At 66.3% G+C, this 17,798-nt stretch carries 24 protein-coding genes; 4 read left to right on the top strand and 20 right to left on the bottom strand.

All coding sequences use genetic code 11. From position 1 onward, the window contains the following. Window positions 1-94 precede the first annotated feature (94 nt). From rpsQ to rpsJ, 11 genes are read right to left on the bottom strand one after another with little or no spacing between them, the layout of a single operon-like run. Window positions 95-376, bottom strand: coding sequence for a 30S ribosomal protein S17 (gene rpsQ, locus PSR88_RS31210; RefSeq protein WP_005239638.1), 282 nt, complete (start codon window positions 374-376; stop codon window positions 95-97). After that, window positions 373-609: a 50S ribosomal protein L29 gene (rpmC, locus tag PSR88_RS31205; RefSeq protein ID WP_005239637.1), complete on the bottom strand. Its 237-nt coding sequence runs from the start codon at window positions 607-609 to the stop codon at window positions 373-375. Before rpmC ends, rpsQ begins: the two co-directional genes overlap by 4 nt. Beyond that, window positions 609-1,025, bottom strand: coding sequence for a 50S ribosomal protein L16 (gene rplP / locus PSR88_RS31200; protein WP_005239636.1), 417 nt, complete (start codon window positions 1,023-1,025; stop codon window positions 609-611). The genes rpmC and rplP overlap by 1 nt, the downstream gene beginning before the upstream one ends. Window positions 1,026-1,028: 3 nt before the next feature. Then, complete coding sequence (rpsC, locus tag PSR88_RS31195; protein ID WP_005239635.1) at window positions 1,029-1,835, bottom strand: 30S ribosomal protein S3; 807 nt, start codon at window positions 1,833-1,835, stop codon at window positions 1,029-1,031. Further along, on the bottom strand, window positions 1,835-2,239 hold the full coding sequence (gene rplV, locus PSR88_RS31190) for a 50S ribosomal protein L22 (protein ID WP_005239634.1): 405 nt from the start codon (window positions 2,237-2,239) through the stop codon (window positions 1,835-1,837). The genes rpsC and rplV overlap by 1 nt, the downstream gene beginning before the upstream one ends. Beyond that, complete coding sequence (rpsS, locus tag PSR88_RS31185) at window positions 2,236-2,517, bottom strand: 30S ribosomal protein S19 (RefSeq protein WP_003940820.1); 282 nt, start codon at window positions 2,515-2,517, stop codon at window positions 2,236-2,238. The genes rplV and rpsS overlap by 4 nt, the downstream gene beginning before the upstream one ends. 13 nt (window positions 2,518-2,530) lie before the next feature. Next, window positions 2,531-3,367 carry a 50S ribosomal protein L2 gene (rplB, locus tag PSR88_RS31180; protein ID WP_009479368.1) on the bottom strand — a complete coding sequence of 279 codons (837 nt, stop codon included), beginning with the start codon at window positions 3,365-3,367 and terminating at the stop codon, window positions 2,531-2,533. A gap of 40 nt (window positions 3,368-3,407) precedes the next feature. After that, window positions 3,408-3,713 carry a 50S ribosomal protein L23 gene (gene rplW, locus PSR88_RS31175; protein WP_005239632.1) on the bottom strand — a complete coding sequence of 102 codons (306 nt, stop codon included), beginning with the start codon at window positions 3,711-3,713 and terminating at the stop codon, window positions 3,408-3,410. Beyond that, window positions 3,710-4,399 carry a 50S ribosomal protein L4 gene (rplD, locus tag PSR88_RS31170; RefSeq protein ID WP_009479367.1) on the bottom strand — a complete coding sequence of 230 codons (690 nt, stop codon included), beginning with the start codon at window positions 4,397-4,399 and terminating at the stop codon, window positions 3,710-3,712. Before rplD ends, rplW begins: the two co-directional genes overlap by 4 nt. Continuing rightward, on the bottom strand, window positions 4,396-5,052 hold the full coding sequence (gene rplC, locus PSR88_RS31165) for a 50S ribosomal protein L3 (protein WP_009479366.1): 657 nt from the start codon (window positions 5,050-5,052) through the stop codon (window positions 4,396-4,398). Before rplC ends, rplD begins: the two co-directional genes overlap by 4 nt. 20 nt (window positions 5,053-5,072) lie before the next feature. Then, window positions 5,073-5,378 carry a 30S ribosomal protein S10 gene (gene rpsJ, locus PSR88_RS31160; RefSeq protein WP_003938093.1) on the bottom strand — a complete coding sequence of 102 codons (306 nt, stop codon included), beginning with the start codon at window positions 5,376-5,378 and terminating at the stop codon, window positions 5,073-5,075. A gap of 466 nt (window positions 5,379-5,844) precedes the next feature. Between rpsJ and PSR88_RS31155 the strand changes: the two genes are divergently transcribed. The 4 genes from PSR88_RS31155 (at window position 5,845) to PSR88_RS31140 (ending at window position 9,232) form a co-directional block, all read left to right on the top strand. After that, the gene (locus tag PSR88_RS31155; RefSeq protein WP_016883235.1) at window positions 5,845-6,321 is read left to right on the top strand and encodes a hotdog fold domain-containing protein; all 477 of its coding nucleotides are present in this window, start codon (window positions 5,845-5,847) and stop codon (window positions 6,319-6,321) included. Window positions 6,322-6,609: 288 nt separating this feature from the next. Continuing rightward, window positions 6,610-7,578 carry an ATP-binding cassette domain-containing protein gene (locus PSR88_RS31150; RefSeq protein ID WP_016883236.1) on the top strand — a complete coding sequence of 323 codons (969 nt, stop codon included), beginning with the start codon at window positions 6,610-6,612 and terminating at the stop codon, window positions 7,576-7,578. Beyond that, on the top strand, window positions 7,575-8,387 hold the full coding sequence (locus PSR88_RS31145) for an ABC transporter permease (protein WP_016883237.1): 813 nt from the start codon (window positions 7,575-7,577) through the stop codon (window positions 8,385-8,387). Before PSR88_RS31150 ends, PSR88_RS31145 begins: the two co-directional genes overlap by 4 nt. After that, window positions 8,384-9,232, top strand: coding sequence for an ABC transporter permease (locus PSR88_RS31140; protein ID WP_016883238.1), 849 nt, complete (start codon window positions 8,384-8,386; stop codon window positions 9,230-9,232). Before PSR88_RS31145 ends, PSR88_RS31140 begins: the two co-directional genes overlap by 4 nt. Before the next feature lie 18 nt (window positions 9,233-9,250). Here the strand turns inward: PSR88_RS31140 and PSR88_RS31135 are convergent, their stop codons facing one another. From PSR88_RS31135 to PSR88_RS31095, 9 genes are read right to left on the bottom strand one after another with little or no spacing between them, the layout of a single operon-like run. After that, window positions 9,251-9,628, bottom strand: coding sequence for a hypothetical protein (locus PSR88_RS31135; protein ID WP_016883239.1), 378 nt, complete (start codon window positions 9,626-9,628; stop codon window positions 9,251-9,253). Between the two features lie 30 nt (window positions 9,629-9,658). Further along, window positions 9,659-10,846: an MlaD family protein gene (locus tag PSR88_RS31130; protein WP_016883240.1), complete on the bottom strand. Its 1,188-nt coding sequence runs from the start codon at window positions 10,844-10,846 to the stop codon at window positions 9,659-9,661. Beyond that, window positions 10,843-11,892: an MCE family protein gene (locus PSR88_RS31125; protein ID WP_011598154.1), complete on the bottom strand. Its 1,050-nt coding sequence runs from the start codon at window positions 11,890-11,892 to the stop codon at window positions 10,843-10,845. Before PSR88_RS31125 ends, PSR88_RS31130 begins: the two co-directional genes overlap by 4 nt. Beyond that, a complete protein-coding gene (locus PSR88_RS31120; RefSeq protein WP_037197360.1) occupies window positions 11,889-12,980 on the bottom strand; it encodes an MCE family protein in 1,092 nt (363 codons plus the stop codon). The genes PSR88_RS31125 and PSR88_RS31120 overlap by 4 nt, the downstream gene beginning before the upstream one ends. Beyond that, window positions 12,977-14,017 carry an MCE family protein gene (locus PSR88_RS31115; protein ID WP_016883242.1) on the bottom strand — a complete coding sequence of 347 codons (1,041 nt, stop codon included), beginning with the start codon at window positions 14,015-14,017 and terminating at the stop codon, window positions 12,977-12,979. Before PSR88_RS31115 ends, PSR88_RS31120 begins: the two co-directional genes overlap by 4 nt. Continuing rightward, window positions 14,014-15,030, bottom strand: coding sequence for an MCE family protein (locus tag PSR88_RS31110; protein ID WP_016883243.1), 1,017 nt, complete (start codon window positions 15,028-15,030; stop codon window positions 14,014-14,016). Before PSR88_RS31110 ends, PSR88_RS31115 begins: the two co-directional genes overlap by 4 nt. Further along, window positions 15,027-16,079 carry an MCE family protein gene (locus tag PSR88_RS31105; protein ID WP_011598151.1) on the bottom strand — a complete coding sequence of 351 codons (1,053 nt, stop codon included), beginning with the start codon at window positions 16,077-16,079 and terminating at the stop codon, window positions 15,027-15,029. Before PSR88_RS31105 ends, PSR88_RS31110 begins: the two co-directional genes overlap by 4 nt. Further along, window positions 16,079-16,939, bottom strand: coding sequence for an MlaE family ABC transporter permease (locus PSR88_RS31100; RefSeq protein WP_016883244.1), 861 nt, complete (start codon window positions 16,937-16,939; stop codon window positions 16,079-16,081). The genes PSR88_RS31105 and PSR88_RS31100 overlap by 1 nt, the downstream gene beginning before the upstream one ends. Further along, window positions 16,939-17,748, bottom strand: a complete 810-nt coding sequence (locus PSR88_RS31095) for an MlaE family ABC transporter permease (RefSeq protein WP_011598149.1) — start codon at window positions 17,746-17,748, stop codon at window positions 16,939-16,941. Before PSR88_RS31095 ends, PSR88_RS31100 begins: the two co-directional genes overlap by 1 nt. Window positions 17,749-17,798 lie beyond the last annotated feature (50 nt).

Below are 17,798 nucleotides of genomic sequence, written 5' to 3'. Positions count from 1 at the left end.
GAGGGGCCGCCCGGGTGGGCGGCACAACGGTGGGGTTGCCGTGCGTCTGCCGCAAGGCAACCCCACCATCGTACTGGATACATTATTCGGTTTCTTACTTGGCCTTCTCGAGGACCTCGACGAGACGCCAGTGCTTGGTCGCGGACAGCGGACGGGTCTCCATCAGCTGCACGCGGTCACCGATGCCTGCGACGCCGTTCTCGTCGTGCGCCTTCACCTTGCTGGTGCGCCGGATGATCTTGCCGTAGAGCGGGTGCTTGACCCGGTCTTCGAGCTCGACCACGATCGTCTTCTCCATCTTGTCGGAGACGACGTATCCGGTGCGGACCTTGCGGCTGCCGCGCTCTTCAGTGCTCACTGCTTTTTCCTCACTCATGCCGCGTCACCTGCGTCCGGACCAACGGCCAGCCCGAGCTCACGCTCACGCAGAACGGTGTAGATACGCGCGATCTCGTGACGAACGGTACGAAGTCGACGGTTGTTGTCCATCTGACCCGTTGCCATCTGGAAACGAAGGTTGAACAGCTCTTCCTTCGACTCACGAAGCCGGGTGACCAGCTCTTCTTCGGTGAGCTCGCGGAGCTCTGCGGCTGGGGTTCCAGTAGCCATCAGAACTGCTCCTCCCTTGTCACGATCCGGCACTTGCACGGGAGCTTGTGCATCGCGCGGCGCAGGGCCTCACGAGCGATCTCCTCATTGGGGTAGCTCATCTCGAACATCACGCGACCGGGCTTGACGTTCGCGATCCACCACTCGGGCGAACCCTTACCGGAACCCATGCGGGTTTCGGCCGGCTTCTTGGTGAGGGGGCGATCCGGGAAGATGTTGATCCAGATCTTGCCGCCACGCTTGATGTGCCGGGTCATGGCGATACGAGCGGACTCGATCTGCCGGTTGGTGATGTAGGCCGGCTCGAGAGCCTGGATGCCGTAGTCACCGAAGGTCACCTGGGTTCCACCCTTGGCGGCACCCGAACGGCTCGGATGGTGCTGCTTGCGGTGCTTGACCCGCCGTGGGATCAACATGCGTCAGCCCTCCTTCTGTTCAGTCGTAGCGGGTGCATCGGCAGTGGCGGTCGCTGCGCGGCCGGCCTCGGTGCTGGTCGCGGTGGTGCCGGTGGCACCGGAACGACGGGGACGGCTCGGACGCTCACGACGCGGGCGGTCGCCTGCGGGAGCAGCCACGTTGGCAGCCAGCTCACGCTTGCCACCGACGATGTCGCCCTTGTAGATCCAGACCTTCACGCCGATGCGGCCGAAGGTGGTCTTGGCCTCGTAGAGGCCGTAGTCGATGTCCGCACGAAGCGTGTGCAGCGGCACACGGCCTTCGCGGTAGAACTCCGACCGGGACATCTCGGCGCCGCCGAGACGACCGGAGCACTGAACGCGGATGCCCTTGACGTTGGGCTGACGCATGGCCGACTGGATGGCCTTGCGCATGGCGCGACGGAAGGCGACTCGGTTCGAGAGCTGCTCGGCCACACCCTGTGCGACGAGCTGAGCCTCGGCCTCGGCGTTCTTGACCTCGAGGATGTTCAGCTGGACCTGCTTGCCGGTCAGCTTCTCGAGCTCGGAACGGATGCGATCGGCTTCGGCGCCGCGGCGGCCGATGACGATGCCCGGGCGAGCGGTGTGGATGTCCACACGCACACGGTCACGGGTGCGCTCGATCTCGACCTTCGCGATGCCCGCGCGCTCCATGCCGGTGGCGAGGAGCTTACGGATCGCGACGTCTTCCTTGACGTACTCCGCGTACTGCTTGTCTGCGTACCAGCGAGACTTCCAGTCGGTGGTGATGCCGAGGCGGAAGCCGTGCGGGTTGATTTTCTGGCCCACTACTGAGCACTTCCCTTCCGGCGATTACGGGTCGATGTTCCGGTCTTCGGCAGGCTCTCCACGATCACGGTGATGTGACTGGTGCGCTTGCGGATACGGAACGCACGTCCCTGTGCACGCGGCTGGAACCGCTTGAGGGTCGCGCCCTCGTCCACGAACGCCGTGGCGACGACAAGCGTGCTCGGGTCGAGGTCGAGGTTGTTCTCGGCGTTGGCTGCTGCGGAGGCGATCACCTTGGCGACCGGCTCGCTCGCTGCCTGCGGCGCGAACTTCAGGATGTTCAGGGCGTCTTCAACCGAACGCCCGCGGACCAGGTCCACAACACGACGCGCCTTCATCGGCGTGACGCGCACGTGGCGCGCTACTGCCTTGGCGGTCGGGTTGGCGGTTTCGGTGTTGCTCATCGCCTCTTCGCCTTCCGATCATCCTTGATGTGACCCTTGAACGTGCGGGTCGGTGCAAACTCTCCGAGCTTGTGTCCGACCATCGAGTCGGAAACGAACACGGGGACGTGCTTGCGGCCGTCGTGAACCGCAAACGTGTGGCCGATGAAGTCCGGGATGATCGTGGAACGACGGGACCAGGTCTTGATGACCTGCTTGGTTCCCTTTTCGTTCTGCACGTCCACCTTCGCGAGGAGGTGGTCATCGACGAACGGGCCCTTCTTGAGGCTGCGTGGCATCCTTCACTCCCTCCTAGCGCTTGTTCTTGCCGGTACGGCGACGACGGACAATGAGCTTGTCGCTCGCCTTGTTCTTGCGGGTGCGGCCCTCGGGCTTGCCCCACGGGCTGACCGGGTGGCGACCACCGGAGGTCTTACCCTCACCACCACCGTGCGGGTGGTCGACCGGGTTCATCACGACACCACGGACGGTCGGGCGCTTGCCCTTCCAGCGCATACGGCCGGCCTTGCCCCAGTTGATGTTCGACTGTTCGGCGTTGCCGACCTCACCGATCGAGGCGCGGCAGCGAACGTCGACACGACGGATTTCGCCGGACGGCATACGCAGCGTGGCGTAGGTGCCTTCCTTACCGAGCAGCTGGATGCTGGATCCGGCCGAGCGGGCCATCTTGGCGCCGCCACCCGGGCGGAGTTCCACCGCGTGGATGGTGGTACCCGTCGGGATGTTGCGCAGGGGCAGGTTGTTGCCGGGCTTGATGTCGGCGCCTGCGCCGGACTCGACCGGAGCACCCTGGGCCAGGCCCTTGGGGGCGATGATGTAGCGCTTCTCGCCGTCCGCGTAGTGCAGCAGGGCGATACGCGCGGTGCGGTTGGGGTCGTACTCGATGTGAGCGACCTTGGCCGGCACGCCGTCCTTGTCGTTGCGACGGAAATCGATCAGCCGGTAGGCGCGCTTGTGTCCGCCACCCTTGTGCCGGGTGGTGATACGACCGTGTGCGTTACGTCCACCGCGTCCGTGGAGCGGGCGAACCAGCGACTTCTCGGGGGTCGACCGAGTGATCTCGGCGAAGTCCGAGACGCTCGAGCCACGACGGCCCGGGGTAGTCGGCTTGTACTTACGGATTGCCATGAGTCTTCTCGTCCTCTATGTCTCGTCAAGTCCCGGGCGCTTACGCGACCGGTCCTCCGAAGATCTCGATGGGCTTGCTGTCGGCCGAGAGGGTCACGAGCGCGCGCTTGGTGTCCTTGCGCTTGCCGTAACCGAACCGGGTCCGCTTGCGCTTGCCCTGACGGTTGGCGGTGTTGACGCTGGTCACGGTGACGCCGAAGATCTTCTCGACGGCAATCTTGATCTGCGTCTTGTTCGAGTCCGGGTGCACCAGGAAGGTGTAGGTGCCTTCCTCGATCAGTCCGTAGGACTTCTCGGAGATGACCGGGGCGAGCAGGATGTCGCGGGGATCGGCGATGGTGCTCACTTGCCCTCCTCCTTGTTCTCTTCCTGGGCGGTCTCGGCGGGCCCGTGGATGAACGAGTTCAGCGCCTCGACGCTGAAGACGACATCATCGCTGTTGAGCACGTCGTAGGTGTTGAGCTGGTCGGGTGCAATGGGGTGCACGCCGTCCAGGTTCTGCACGCTCTTCCAGGCCGCGATGTCCTCGCGTCCGACGACGAGCAGGACCTTCTTGCGGTCCGAGATCTCGCCGAGGAAGGTGCGGGCGGACTTCGTGGACGGAGTCTGACCGGCAACCAGTTCGGTGATCACGTGGATGCGCTCGTTGCGGGCCCGGTCGGAGAGGGCTCCGCGCAGGGCGGCGGCCTTCATCTTCTTGGGGGTCCGCTGGCTGTAGTCGCGCGGCTGCGGGCCGTGGACGGTGCCACCGCCGGCGAACTGCGGTGCACGGGTCGAGCCCTGACGAGCGCGGCCGGTGCCCTTCTGGCGGTACGGCTTCTTGCCACCGCCGCGAACCTCGCCGCGGGTCTTGGTGGCGTGGGTGCCCTGACGTGCAGCAGCGAGCTGCGCGACGACAACCTGGTGGAGAAGCGCGATGTTGGCAGGCGCGTCGAAGATCTCCGCGGGGAGATCGACGGTGCCGTTGGTCTTGCCGCCGGCGACCTTGACGTCCAGCGTCAGCTTGGTCGTCGATGTCTCGGTGCTGGTCATGCTCGTGCACCACCCTTCACTGCACTCTTGACGATCACGAGGCCACCCTTGCGGCCGGGGATCGCACCCTTGATCAGCAGCAGGCCGTTCTCGGCGTCCACCTTGTGAACGGAGAGGTTCTGCGTCGTGATGCGGTCGCTACCCATGCGGCCGGACATGCGCATGCCCTTGAACACGCGGCCCGGAGTGGCGCAACCACCGATGGAACCGGGGCGACGGTGAACGGCCTGCGCACCGTGCGATGCACCCTGACCGGCGAAGCCGTGACGCTTCATGGTTCCGGCGAAGCCCTTACCCTTGCTGGTTCCGGTGACGTCGACGTAGGCGCCGTCCTCGAAGACCTCGGCGGTAAGTTCCTGGCCGACCTCGTACTCCGAGGTGTCGGCAACGCGGAGCTCCACAACGTGGCGGCGCGGGGTGACGCCGGCCTTGGCGAACTGGCCGGAAGTCGGCTTGTTCACCTTGCGCGGGTCGATGGCGCCGAACGCGAGCTGCACGGCGCTGTAGCCGTCACGCTCTTCGGTACGAATCTGGGTCACGACGTTCGGTCCGGCCTTCACGACGGTGACCGGAACGACCCGGTTGTTCTCGTCGAAGACCTGGGTCATGCCGAGCTTGGTGCCCAGGATTCCCTTGATCTTGGTATCAGTCATTGTTTTTGTCTCCGCCGCGCTCACTGAATGTTGACGTCGACGCTGGCCGGAAGGTCGATGCGCATGAGCGCGTCAACCGTCTTGGGCGTCGGGTCGAGGATGTCGATAAGCCGCTTGTGAGTACGCATCTCGAAGTGCTCGCGCGAGTCCTTGTACTTGTGCGGCGAGCGGATGACGCAGTACACGTTCTTTTCGGTCGGCAACGGCACGGGTCCAACGACGCGGGCCCCGGTACGGGTCACCGTCTCGACGATCTTGCGCGCTGACGCGTCGATCGCCTCATGGTCGTAGGCCTTGAGCCTGATGCGGATCTTCTGTCCCGCCACGCTTAGTGTCCTTTTCTTGCCGCGTTTCGTAGTCCCACCCGAGTCGGGCCGAACTACCTCGTCTGCACAGTCCCTTACCTGGGCCGCAACTGTCCGAACGCTAGGCGACCGGGACACACCCGATCCGCTGCCGCTGTTCATCTGTCATGGTTCTCCGGTACACGCGGTCGGGCGTGTCGCCCTCCCACTCATTCTCCGACCCGGAACTTTTCAGCTTTTCGGGCCGGGAACGCGCACCGGATGCACTCGAATTCGAGTGCCAGTAGGTACTGCTTCCGTCTTGCATGTGGCCGCGAGCAGGTCATGTGATCTACACCGCGACGTTTCACCCCACCTGTTTCGGGCCGCAAACGATCGCGTCCCAGACAAGGCAACCCGACCAGTATGCCGTACCGGGCGGGAGACTTCAAACCGGGCTCGATTCCTCTCGTACTCGACCGAACTTACTCTGAAGTAAGATACGGGCATGACTACCTCGAGTCCCACGTTCGCCGCGTGGCAGAAGCTCCCCGACAACGCGCTCGGGCACGTCCTCTTCTCTGTCGGCATGTGTCTGCGCGTCCCCTACTTCGGCTCGGTACTCCCCCGCGTCGTCGAGATGCGGCCGGGCCGTTGCGAAGTCCGCGCACCGAAATGGTGGGGCGTCCGCAACCACCTGGGCACGTTCCACGCGATCGCGGCGTGCAACCTCGCCGAGGCCGCCATGGGCATGCTGTCCGAGGCGACCGTGCCGTCGACCCACCGGTGGATCCCGAAGTCGATGACGGTCGACTACCTCGCCAAGGCGAACGGAACGCTGCGCGCCGTCGCGGAACTGCGGGAGCTGCCGGACTTCGCCGCGATCACCGAGGGCACCGACGTGGTCGTGCCCGTGCGCATCTTCGACCGGCAGGGAGTAGAGGTGGTTCACGCCGACATCACGACGTGGGTCACGCCGCGGTAGAGCGCGAAAGGCACATGTCGAAGCTCACATTCGTTCCGGAGTTCGTGGGGGTGGCCCGAATTACCGTGTGGCACTTCCCCGGAGCCGGAACGTCACGGCACAGCACGCCCTTCCGGCCGGACGGGATCGGTTTCCGCCGTGGTCGCCGGGGCCGAAGTGGTACAGACGTCCGGCATTTATCGTGTACCTGTCTTTACGCGTTACAGAAGTTTTCCCCTCCCCTTCGTCGGGCGCGAAGGTGTTCCCCGGTCTGCCTTGATCACCCTCTTCGCGTGACATACTCGGGACATGCCAGCACCTGACACCGCCGTTCTTGTCGAGGGAATCGAGAAATCCTTCGGTGACGTAGCAGCGTTGCGGGGTGTGAGCTTCGAGGTGCCCCGCGGCACGGTCCTGGGCATCCTGGGCCCCAACGGCGCAGGGAAGACCACCACCGTCAACGTGCTGTCCACTCTGCTGCGGCCCGATGCGGGCCGCGCGTTCGTCGCCGGACACGACGTCGTCGAGGAGTCGGCGAACGTCCGGCGCAGCATCATGATGACGGGTCAGTACGCCGCCCTCGACGAGTCGCTGACCGGCCGCGAGAATCTGGTGCTGTTCGGCCGCCTGATGGGCCTGCCCAAGGCGTCCGCGAAATCGCGCGCGCAGGACCTCCTGAGCCAGTTCGATCTGCTCGAAGCGGGTGACCGGAAGGTGTCCGGGTACTCCGGCGGTATGCGCCGGCGCGTCGACATCGCCTGTGGCCTCGTGATCCGTCCCGAGGTGGTGTTCCTCGACGAGCCCACCACCGGCCTCGACCCCCGCAGCCGCCAGGGCGTGTGGTCCCTCGTATCCGCTCTGAAAGAGCAGGGCATCACGATCCTGCTGACCACGCAGTACCTCGAAGAGGCCGACCTGCTGAGCGACAACATCGTCGTCATCGACAAAGGCACCGTGATCGCCGAGGGCACGGCCGACGAACTGAAGGCCCGGACCGGCGGAAGCTACTGCGAGGTCGTCCCGGTGAGTCTCGACGACCTGCCGCGCGTCCGCGAAATCCTCACGAGCCTGTGCCCACCCGATCGGGCCATCGAGGAAGGCACCGACCGGTTGTCGATTCCCGCCGAACACGGCGCCCAGACCCTCGCCGAGGTTCTGCGCCGCCTCGACCTCGCCGGGGTCACGCTCGCCGACATCGCCCTGCGGCGCCCGTCCCTCGACGACGTCTTCCTCTCCCTCACCGGTCACGTCCGCGTCGACGAGAGCCTGCCGTCGTGACGGCGCCCGCCCAGCTCGGATTCGAGAGTGCCCTCGGCAGGCACCGGCGGCCTCAACCGTCGATCATCCAGCAGTGGATTGCGCTGTCCCAGCGGAACCTGCACACGATGTGGGTGTTCGGCCAGTTCTTCATCGCGGTGTTCGCCCCGCTGATCTTCACTGTCGGTTTCTATCTGCCGCTGCGTCTGGTGATGAAATTCCAGGGCATCGACTACGCGCAGTTCGTCATGCCGATCATCGTCCTGCAGGCCATGGCGTTCACCGCGATCTCGGCGGCGCACCGCGCGGCCACCGAGGCGTCGAACGGCATGAATTCGCGATTCCAGACGATGCCGGTCGGGGCGGCGGTCCCACTGGCCGCGCGCATGACAGCCTCCCTCGTGCACTCGACGATCTCACTCGTCGCCGCGATCGGCTACGGATACGCGATCGGCTTCCGGTTCGACGGCGGCTTCGGGCTGACCGCGGCGTTCTGCGGGCTGGCGATGCTGATCGGTTTCACGCTGACGACGGGTGCCGACGCCCTCGGCACGCTGACCCGGAGCCCCGAGGTCACCAGTCAGGCGCTGACGCTCCCCCAGCTGATCCTCGGCATGTTCTCGTCCGGTTTCGTTCCGGTGACGCAGTTCCCGGAGTGGGCGCAGGGTTTCGTGCGAAATCAGCCCATCTCGCAGTTTTCCTCGTCCATGCGTGCCATGACGGAAGGCACGATCACGTTCCACCAGCTGACACCCACCCTGTTGTGGTGCGGAGGGCTGGCGCTGGTCTTCATTCCGTTGTCGATCTGGTCGAATGTGAGGCGCGGATGACCACCGAGTACCGATCCGACACACCGGCGACGGTGACCTTCCCCGAGGTGCTCGAACCCCACCCGGAGAATTCCTTCGCCGCACTCTTCTCGCACAGCCTGCTGCAGACCGGACGACTTTTGCTCCGATGGGCTCGCGACCCGTACACCATGCTTCAGGCGATCGTGTACCCGTCGTTGATGTTGCTGATGTTCTGGGCGGTGCTCGGGATCTCGATTACCAAGGCCACCGGGGTCAACAGCGTCTTCGGGACCGTTCCGATGATCACGCTCGTCGGCGCGATGTTCGGATCCATCGCGGGCGGTCTGTCGCTGAAGAAGGAATGGGCGGACGGGCTCCTGAGCCGGTTCTGGGTGCTGCCCGTGCACCGCGCGTCGGGCCTGCTCAGCCGCCTGATGGCCGAATCCGTGCGGATCATGCTCACCACGGTGCTGATCATCGCCGTCGGTTTCGCCATCGGGTTCCGGTTCGATCAAGGCATTCTCGCCGGTATCGCATTGATGCTCCTGCCGCTGCTGTTCGGGGTGAGTTTCGCGACGATGGTGACCGCCCTCGCCGTCAACGCGGCGAAGGCGCCGCTCGTCGAACTCCTCTCTCTGCTGTGCACTCTCCTGCTGTTCTTCAACTCGGGATTCGTACCCACCGGCGCCTACCCCACGTGGCTTCAGCCGTTCGTGGAGAACCAGCCGATGTCGTGCGCCATCGACGCGATGAAGGGACTGTCGATGGGCGGACCGGTCGCGGAACCCCTGCTCAAGACGATCGCGTGGTCGCTCGCCGGGCTGCTGATCTTCACCTACCCGGCGGTGCGCGGCTATCGCCGGGCCGCGGGCAACCCGGCGTAGCCCCTCGCATACCGGAGTTCAGAAGAGTTTGATCCCGGACAACCGGTGACGCACCGCCGTCGCGGGGGTCAGCAGCCAGTCGACCGTCTCGACGATCCGGCCGACGCGCAGCAGCAGCTCGTCGAGGTCCTGTTCGGGGTCCGTCAGCGACCCGACGACTCCGTCCACCGACCGGACCGTGCCTGCGAACGTGTCGAGCCCGTCGGCGAACTTGTCCAGCAACGCGTCGAACCTGCCCAGCACGCGGGCGAATTCGTCGAGGGACGTCCCGATCTCGTGGGCCACCCCGTCGACGCGGCCGATGGTGACGTCGGCATTGAGTGCGGCCTGGGTGAGTCTCCTGATACGGCCGGCCGTGTCGACACCGTCCGCCCCTACACCCGTCGGTTTGCTCATCGATGTTCGCTCCTCGGCTCGTGCACGGACCTAGCGTGGGGTGTGCCCCGTGAGTGGCGGCTCGATCACCAGCGGATCGTCCGCAGCCGGTGGTCCGTAGACGCCGCCGTTCCTCGTCGCGTTCTCCTGACCCAGGTCGTCCGGTCGCGGAACGTTCACGGCGCCCCGCTGCTCCAGGTACTGCTGCGAGTGGCACGTCCAGTCCAGGGCGGGCTGACTCGGTTCCGCGTCGGTCACCAGACGGCGAGGGGCGTCGTACACGCATATCGGCCCCTGCGTTCCGACCAAAAGTAGGTCCGCGAGTCCGCCCTTCTCGATCGAGGCGATCTTCGGCAGCGCGCCGGGCATGATCGTCAGGCCGTAGTCGAGGGAGGGTGTGCGGTCACCGACGATCCGCGTGGGGAGAACCAGATTCGCCATCAGGGCGCCCAGTGAGTCCCGGTTTCCCGACAGCAACGAGTCCAGGCTCGCCATAGTCTGCGGCGAGCGCCCGAGCAGGTCGACGAGCGCGGAGTCGTTCGCCCGCAACTGCTCGAGGACGCTCCGGGCGGTGCTCGCCGATTCCGGCAGAGCGGCGGTGAGGCGGTCGGCGGTGTCCAGGAGCGGCATGCCCTTGTTCACGATGGTCGACAGTGCGTCGGTGCGGGTTTCGAGTGTCCGGGCGATCTCGGCGGAACCGTCTAGCAGGTTCTGCAGGTCGGGCCCCGTGCCCCCGAAGGCGGTGCCGAACGTGTCGGCCAGCGACGACAGAGCGGTGACGTCCAACGAGTTCACGAGGTCCGTGGTCTCGACGAGGGTCGCGTCGAGCGAGCGCGGGATTCCCTCCTCCGGAACCTCGACGACGTCCCCGTCCGCGAGGTACGGCGCGTTCGCACTGTCGGGCATGATGTCGAGCGCCTGGATGCCGATCGCGTTCTCGGTGGTGATCTTCGCCGTCGAGCCGGCCGGCACCTGGGTACCTGGATGCAGTTCGATGCCGAGGACGACGCCCGTTCCTTCGGGGTTCACGTCGATGGAGCTGATCGTGCCCACTCCGACGCCGCGATAATTGACGGACGCTCCCTGGGCGAGGCCGGCGGCGTGGTCGAGCCGCGCACTCAGGTGAATGGGACTTCCGAACGTGTCCGGGCCGGCGACGTACCGCAGCCCGAACAGCATCGCGGCGATCGAGATCACGAGGAACAGGACCAACTGCGCCACCACGTGACGTGTCATCATCGGACGCCTCCGCCGAGTACCTCGGGCAGCGTGCGGGCTTCCGGCACCTCGAGAGGAGCCGATCCGGTGAGCAACTTGGCGATGACGGCGGTGACGTCGAACGTTCCGTCGAACGTCGTGTAATCACCGGGTGTTGCCGCGGCGAATCCACCGAGGAACGTCGCCACCGAATTCAACGTCGGCGCGAGTTGTGACTCGAACCCGTCGAGTGCCGTGAGCACGGCCCCCGCGTCGCTGATCTCGGCCGACAGTTCGGATCCGGCGCTGCCGAGGACATGCTGCGCCTCGCGGCTGAGACGGGACGCCTCCCCCATCAACGCGACGATCTGATCTCGTTGCGACACCAGGAGGTCCACCGCAGGAGCCAGGTCGGTCATCGCCCGATCGAGGGTCGGTTGCCCGGCGGCGAGTTCCGCCGCGAAGGCATTGGACGCCACCATCGCCCGGTCGAGTTCGTCCCGATGGTCGTCGACGACGCCCAGTGTGTCGTTCAACATGTCCACCAGTTCCCGGACCTTGTCCGAGCGGCCCGCGAAGGCGACGGTCAATTCGTTCATGATGGCGTGCATCTGGTCGATGCCGCTGCCGTTCAGCACGGTGGCCAGCGCGGCCAGGCCGCTCTCGATGTCGGGACCGCGCGACGTCCGGTCCAGTGGGATGGTGTCACCCTCGCTCATCGGCGCGCCCGCCGCGTCCCCGACCTCGAGTCGGACGAAGGGATTGCCGAGGGCCGTGGGCAATTCGATCCGGGCCGTCGCATCCTGCGGTATCGGGACGTCGTCGCGGATCCGCATCTCGATCCGAGCGGTGAAGTCCCGGGTCGACACGTCCGAGACTCGGCCCACCACCTCTTGACCCACCCGGACCTCGGCGCCGGGGACGACACGATCTACTCCGTCGAACTGCGCGGAGATCTGATACGACGGACCGTCCGGCGAACGGCCCACCGACAGATCCTGCAGGCTCAGCGAACACCCCGCGACCGGCAGCGCCATACCGACGATCAGCGCCGCCGTCAGCGATTTCGTTCTCGTCCGGATCGTCATCGTCCTCCGACCATGAGTTCGCGCAGCCCGAACGGGTCGGACATGCTGGGCGGAAACTGAATCGGGTTGGTGATTCCCGCTCCGCGGCAGAGGATCGGATCGACCACCGCGCAGAGCGGGGACGTCGGCTCGGCCTGCGCCAGGTTGGTAGAGATGTTCAGCCGGATGCGGGCACGCTGGTCCGGGGTCACCGCACGCTGGATGTTGTCGATCAGCAAGGGCACCAGGTCCATGATCTCGGCGAGGTCGGTGTCGTGTCTCTGCAGCACCTCGCTCACTCCCGCGAGGTTGTCGATTCCGGCGGTGACATCGCCGCCCCGGGCGGACACGAGTTGGTCGATCTGGTCCAGGAGCGTGGACAACTGAGTAACGGTGTCGCCGATCGCGAACTGCCGGCCGGCGAACTCGTCGCCGATCGCGGTGAGCGAACCGGCGAGCGAATCGACCTGCGCCTGACGCGACGAGATCGCGTTCACGAGCACCTCGAGGTTGTCGACGAGCGCGCCGACGTCCGCGCTGTTGCCTGCGATCACCGAACTCGCCTGCGACAGTGTGCGGATGGCGTCGTTCATCGCGGGACCGAGACCGTCCGTGGACGCGGCGGCAGCGGAGATCGCGGCACCGGCGTCACCCCCGTCCGGGCCGAGTGCCTTGACGACGGTGTCGACGCTGTCCATCAACTGGTCCCAGGTAATGGGCGAATGACTGCGCTCGGGTGGAATGGTCTGCCCACTCTCGAACACCGGGCCGCCGGTGTACGCGGGGCCGAGTTCGACGAAACGCTCACCGATCGCAGACGTCACCAGCACGTACGCGTTCGCGTCCGCGGGCAGCACGATGTCCGACGCGACGGACATCGTGACCATTACGGTCGCGCCTCTCGGCTCGACCGCCTCGACGGTGCCGACCGGAACCCCGAGCACCGAGACCTTGGTGCCGGGGAACACGCCGTTGACGTAGGCGAATTCGGAATGCACGACGGTGGACGACGTGCGGAAGATCAGCAGCCAGCCGGCCACGACGATCGCGACCACGAGCGCGAGCACGCCGCCGATCCCGGCGGCCCTGCGCGCGATGCCCGCGTTCACGAGCACCCCGTGATCAGCCCGACGACGCACAGCAGGTTGTCGGCGATCACGGCCGACGGCGCGGAGACGTCGGCCCAGTCGCCGGTTCCGGTCGCGTTCACGAGCGCCCTCGCGGCGGGTGCACCCGTGGTGAGGAGCGCGTCGAGGTTGGCGAGGTTCGCCTGCAGCCGGTCCGTCACCTGTCTCGCGTTGACGAGCAGTGAATCCAGCTCGGCGGTGTTCTCGCCGAGGAACTGGGATGCCTGTGCGACGAGCCCCTGAAGATCGTCGACCATCTGGCGGATGGCTGCACGCCGGGTGGCGAGTGTGTTCATCACGACGTCCGCGTTACCGAGCAGGGTGGTGAGCTGACCCTGCTGACCGACCAGCACGTCCGTGAGGGTCCGCGAGCTGTCGAGCAATTGCGTGACCTGATCGGCGTTCTTCGCCAGGATCGTGGACGCCGCACTCACACCCGCCAGTGCCTCCCGGTTGAGGTTCGCGTCCTGCGGCAACGTCTCCGTCACCACCGCGAGCATCTTCTGCAGTCCCCCGAGGTCGAGTTCGTCCGCCGTCTCGATCGCGGACGACCCGATCTCGTCGAGCGAATACGGAACGCTGGTGCGGCGGAGTGGAATCACCCCGTCGTCCCCCAGGTCTCCCGGCCCCGACGGTGCGACGTCCAGATAGCGCTTGCCGAGGATGGTCGACAGCTTGACCCCCGCGGACGTCGTCGATCCGAGGTGACGTTCACCGTCGAGCCGGAAGTGCACGACCACGTGATCGCCCGCCAGGTCCACTCCGGTGACCCGGCCGGCGGGGACCCCCGCCACGTACACGTAGTCCGAATCGGTCAGGCCCGCAGCGTTCGCGAGTTCGGCTGTGTAGCCGTCGGTCCGCACGGCGAAGCTCACCCGCGGGATCACCAGAACCAGCGCCAGCGCCAGCGTCGCCGCGAGAATTCCCGCGATTCCGACGATCAGCGGGTTGACGGGCCGCACGCGCTGATTTCCGGCCAGCGAGTCCCACACGTCGCGCACGTTCTCGGTGACACTCATTGGCAGTACCTCGAATGCAGGTCGGGACCGAGGGCGCCTTCGCGACCGTCGACGTTGACGATGAAGGTGCACAGGTAGATGTTGAGCCACGAGCCGTACGAGCCCGAGCGGTCGACGGACGAGAAGAACTCCGGCATGGCCACCATCAGGTGATCGAATTCCGGGTTCGCGCCCAGCATCGCCCCCGTCAGCGAGTGAAGTTGTTCCACGGTGCGGCTGAGCTCCGGGACGCGCCCGTCCACGATCTGCAGCGCCGAGCGGCTCACCGCCGCACTCTGATCGAGGGTGTCCATGAGAACCTCGTTGTTCTCGGCCAGCATCCCGGTGAACTGGGTGAGGCTGTCGACCAGGTGGGACAGTTCGGGACCCCGCGCCGCCGCCGTTCCCACCACCACCTCGAGGTTCCGGATGAGGTCGCCGATCAGCTGATCGTGATTCGCCAGGTTGCCGGTGACGTCCGCCACCCTGCGCAGCAGAGTTTCCATGCTCGTCTTCCTGCCGTCGAACACCGCGACTACTTCGGTTGCGAGTGCGTTGACCTGTTTCGGGTCGATGGCGTCGAACAGTGGCTTGAATCCGTTGAAGAGGCTGGTGAGGTCGAGGGCGGGCGACGTTCGGTCGAGCGGGATCGTGTCGCCCTCCTCGAGGGTGCCCTCGTCCGACGGCCCGGCCGCGAGATCGAGATACCGGACCCCCAACAGGTCGCCGTATCGGATGGCGACGGTGGTGTCGGCGGGAAGTTCCTGATCGCGCTGCACCTCGAAGTCCACCAGGGCGGTGGCACTTCCGGCATCGCCGTCGACGATGTCGATCGAATCGACACGTCCCACCCGCACACCGGCGATGGTGACGTCGCTGCCGGGAGTGACACCCTGGGCGTCGGTGAACAACGCCTTGTACGTGACGGTCCGCCCCTCGACCGGCACCCGCAGCGTGTTCACCACGAGCACTGCCGAGAGGATGCCGAGGACACCGAAGATCGCGAGTTTGATTGCCGAGTTCCGGACGCTCATCCTCCGCCACCTCCCCCACAATTCGGTCCGTCCATGCCGGGATACTGCGGGCAGTCGGCCGACGTGTAGGGCCGCGGGTTGGACAGGTCCGCGGCGACGCGGACCGCGAATTTGCCGGTGGAGAAGACGGCGGCACCGGCCTCGCCGAACGGGCCTGCCTCGTCGAGGGTGGCCCGCAGCAGATCGGACTTGCTGGCCATCGTGCCCAGGGTCGGCGAGACGTTCAGGGCCACCGCGATCATGTTGTCCGCGTTCTGTTCCAGGACGTCGCCGGAATTCCTCGAGACGACGAGCGAGGCGGCGAGGAAACCCGTGAAGCTGTCGGTGTTCTCGACGAGAGTGCTCGACAGCGACACCGCGGCGTCCATGGCGGCGAGGACGTCCGGCGCGGCCGCGGCCAGTTGCTCACTGATCCGGGCGATCTGCGGAGCCCGCTCCGCGACCGACTCGACGAGTGGCGCGGTGGATGTCGCCACAGCGTGGAGGCTGTCGATAGTGTGCCCCAACCGCTCGCCGCGACCCCGCAACGCGTCGGCGACGGCGCTGAGTGCGGCCTGCATCTGCTCGGGCTTCACCCGCGACAGCATGTCGTAGACCTTCGAGTACAGGTCGTACATCTGGACGGTCTCGGCCGAGGTGTCGGGTTGCAGCCGCGCGCCGGCCTCGAGTCGGGCGCCGCCGGTTCCGGCGGTCGACACCAGCTCGACGGTCTGGTCGCCGAACAGCGTGCGGGGCACGACCCGCACCTGGACGGACGCCGGGATGTGGCGCATCTGCTCGGGGCGGAGACTGATGTCCATGCCCGTCTCGTTCATTCCGGGGTCGACACTCGACACGGTTCCGACGGTCGCCCCCTTGTAGGACACCGTGGTGTGCGACTTCACTGCACCGGCGTCGGCCGGAAGTGTCGCTGTCACCACGGGATCGGTGACGATCGTTCCGGTGCCGAAACCGACCAGCAATGCCGATCCCAGGATCAGGACCGCCACTCCGATCACCCCCCGCACTGCGAGTGCGCCGGTGCCCGGCCCACCCGGGCGACCGCGCATCACGGCAACCCCAGGGCGGGGGCGGACGGGACGAGGCCCCACAGCGAGAGCGTGAGCAGCAGATCGACGATGCCGATGGCGAGGATGCTGGTCCGCAACGCGCGTCCGGCCGCACGGCCGACGCCCTCGGGGCCGCCGTGCGCGTGGTACCCGTACGAGCAGTGGACGAGCGCGATGATCGTCGCGAACACGACGGCCTTGACGAACGAGTACACGACGTCGGTGGGGGTGAGCATGAGATGGAAGTAGTAGTCGTACGTTCCGGCCGACTGCCCGCCGAACGTGACGATCACCAGCCGCGAAGCCAGGTACGACGACAACAGGCCGACGACGTAAAACGGGACCACACAGATCAGGCACGAGACGAGTCGTGTGCTCGCGAGGAACGGCAGCGACCGGATCGCCATCGCGTCCAGCGCACTGATCTCCTCCGAGATGCGCATGGCGCCGAGTTGCGCGGTGAACCCGGTTCCGACCTTCGCCGCGAGCGCGATACTGGCGATCACGGGCGCCAGTTCGCGGGTGTTGAGGATCGCCGACAGGAGTCCGGACAGGGATCCCATGCCGAGCAGGTCCAGTCCGCGCAGCCCCTCGATGCCCACCTGCGTCGCGGCGACGGCGGACATCGCGAAGACGACACCGATCGCGCCGCCGCCGGCGAGCAGCGTGGCACCGCCGAAGCTGATGTCGCCGATCTGACGCATGATGTGCCGCCAGTACTTCACGATCGCGAGGGGAACTCCGGCGATCACGCTGCCGTAGAACGTGAATTCCCGGCCCAGCCCCGTCATCAGGTCCAGGGGCTGACGGGCCCGGGCCCGCACCCAGTGCACTGCGGGCCATCTGGTGCTCACGACCATCAGTAACCACCTACCGGGACGACGAGAACGGAATAGAGCTGACTGAGCACGGTGTTGACGATGAAGACCAGGATGAAGGCCAGAACGACGGCCTCGTTGACGGCGTCGGCGACACCGCTGGGCCCGCCCTTGGCGTGCAGCCCCTTGAAACTGGCGACGAGCGCCGACGTCACCGCGAACGCCATCGATTTGACGAGGGCGACCACGAAATCCGACAACCGCGTGTATTGGGACAGTGCAGTGAGAAAGCTTCCCGCCGAACTGTTCTGGACGATCACCTGGAAGAGGAAGCAGGCCGACACTCCGACGGCGGTGACCATCGCGCAGAGTGCGATGCCGACGATCACCGCTGCGAGCACGCGCGGGACCACGAGCCGCTCGATCACGTTGAGCCCGAGCACCTCCATGGCCTCGACCTCTTCGCGGATCGTCCGCGAGCCGAGGTCAGCGCAGATCGCGGACCCTCCGACCCCGGCCAGCATCAGCGCGCAGACCAGGGCGGACGCCTGCCCGACGATCACGAACCCCACGACCGCCCCGGTGTACCCCTCGGCGCCGAGCTGACCGGCGAGGCTACCGATCGTGACAGCGATGAGGACTCCGATGGGGATCATCAACAGCAGGGCGGGCGCCGACGTGACCGACGCGAGCCGCCAGGCCTGGTCCAGCAGTTCCCGCCAGGCCAGCTTGCGCCGCACCAGAACTCGTACCGCGGCCACCGTGGTCGCGATGGAGAATCCGATGAGTGCGCCGACTTCGTTGGCGAAATGACTCACGGGCCCTTTGGCGGGTGGCAACTCGAATGTCACGCGGTCCTCCCCCGTTGCCGGTCACCGCAGAGCGGGGACCGGCCTCGAGA

The organism is Rhodococcus sp. DK176, assembly GCF_038447315.2.
In the GTDB taxonomy this organism is placed as follows: Bacteria; Actinomycetota; Actinomycetes; order Mycobacteriales; family Mycobacteriaceae; genus Rhodococcus_F; species Rhodococcus_F jostii_A.
This window is presented reverse-complemented; position numbering and strand designations above follow the sequence as displayed.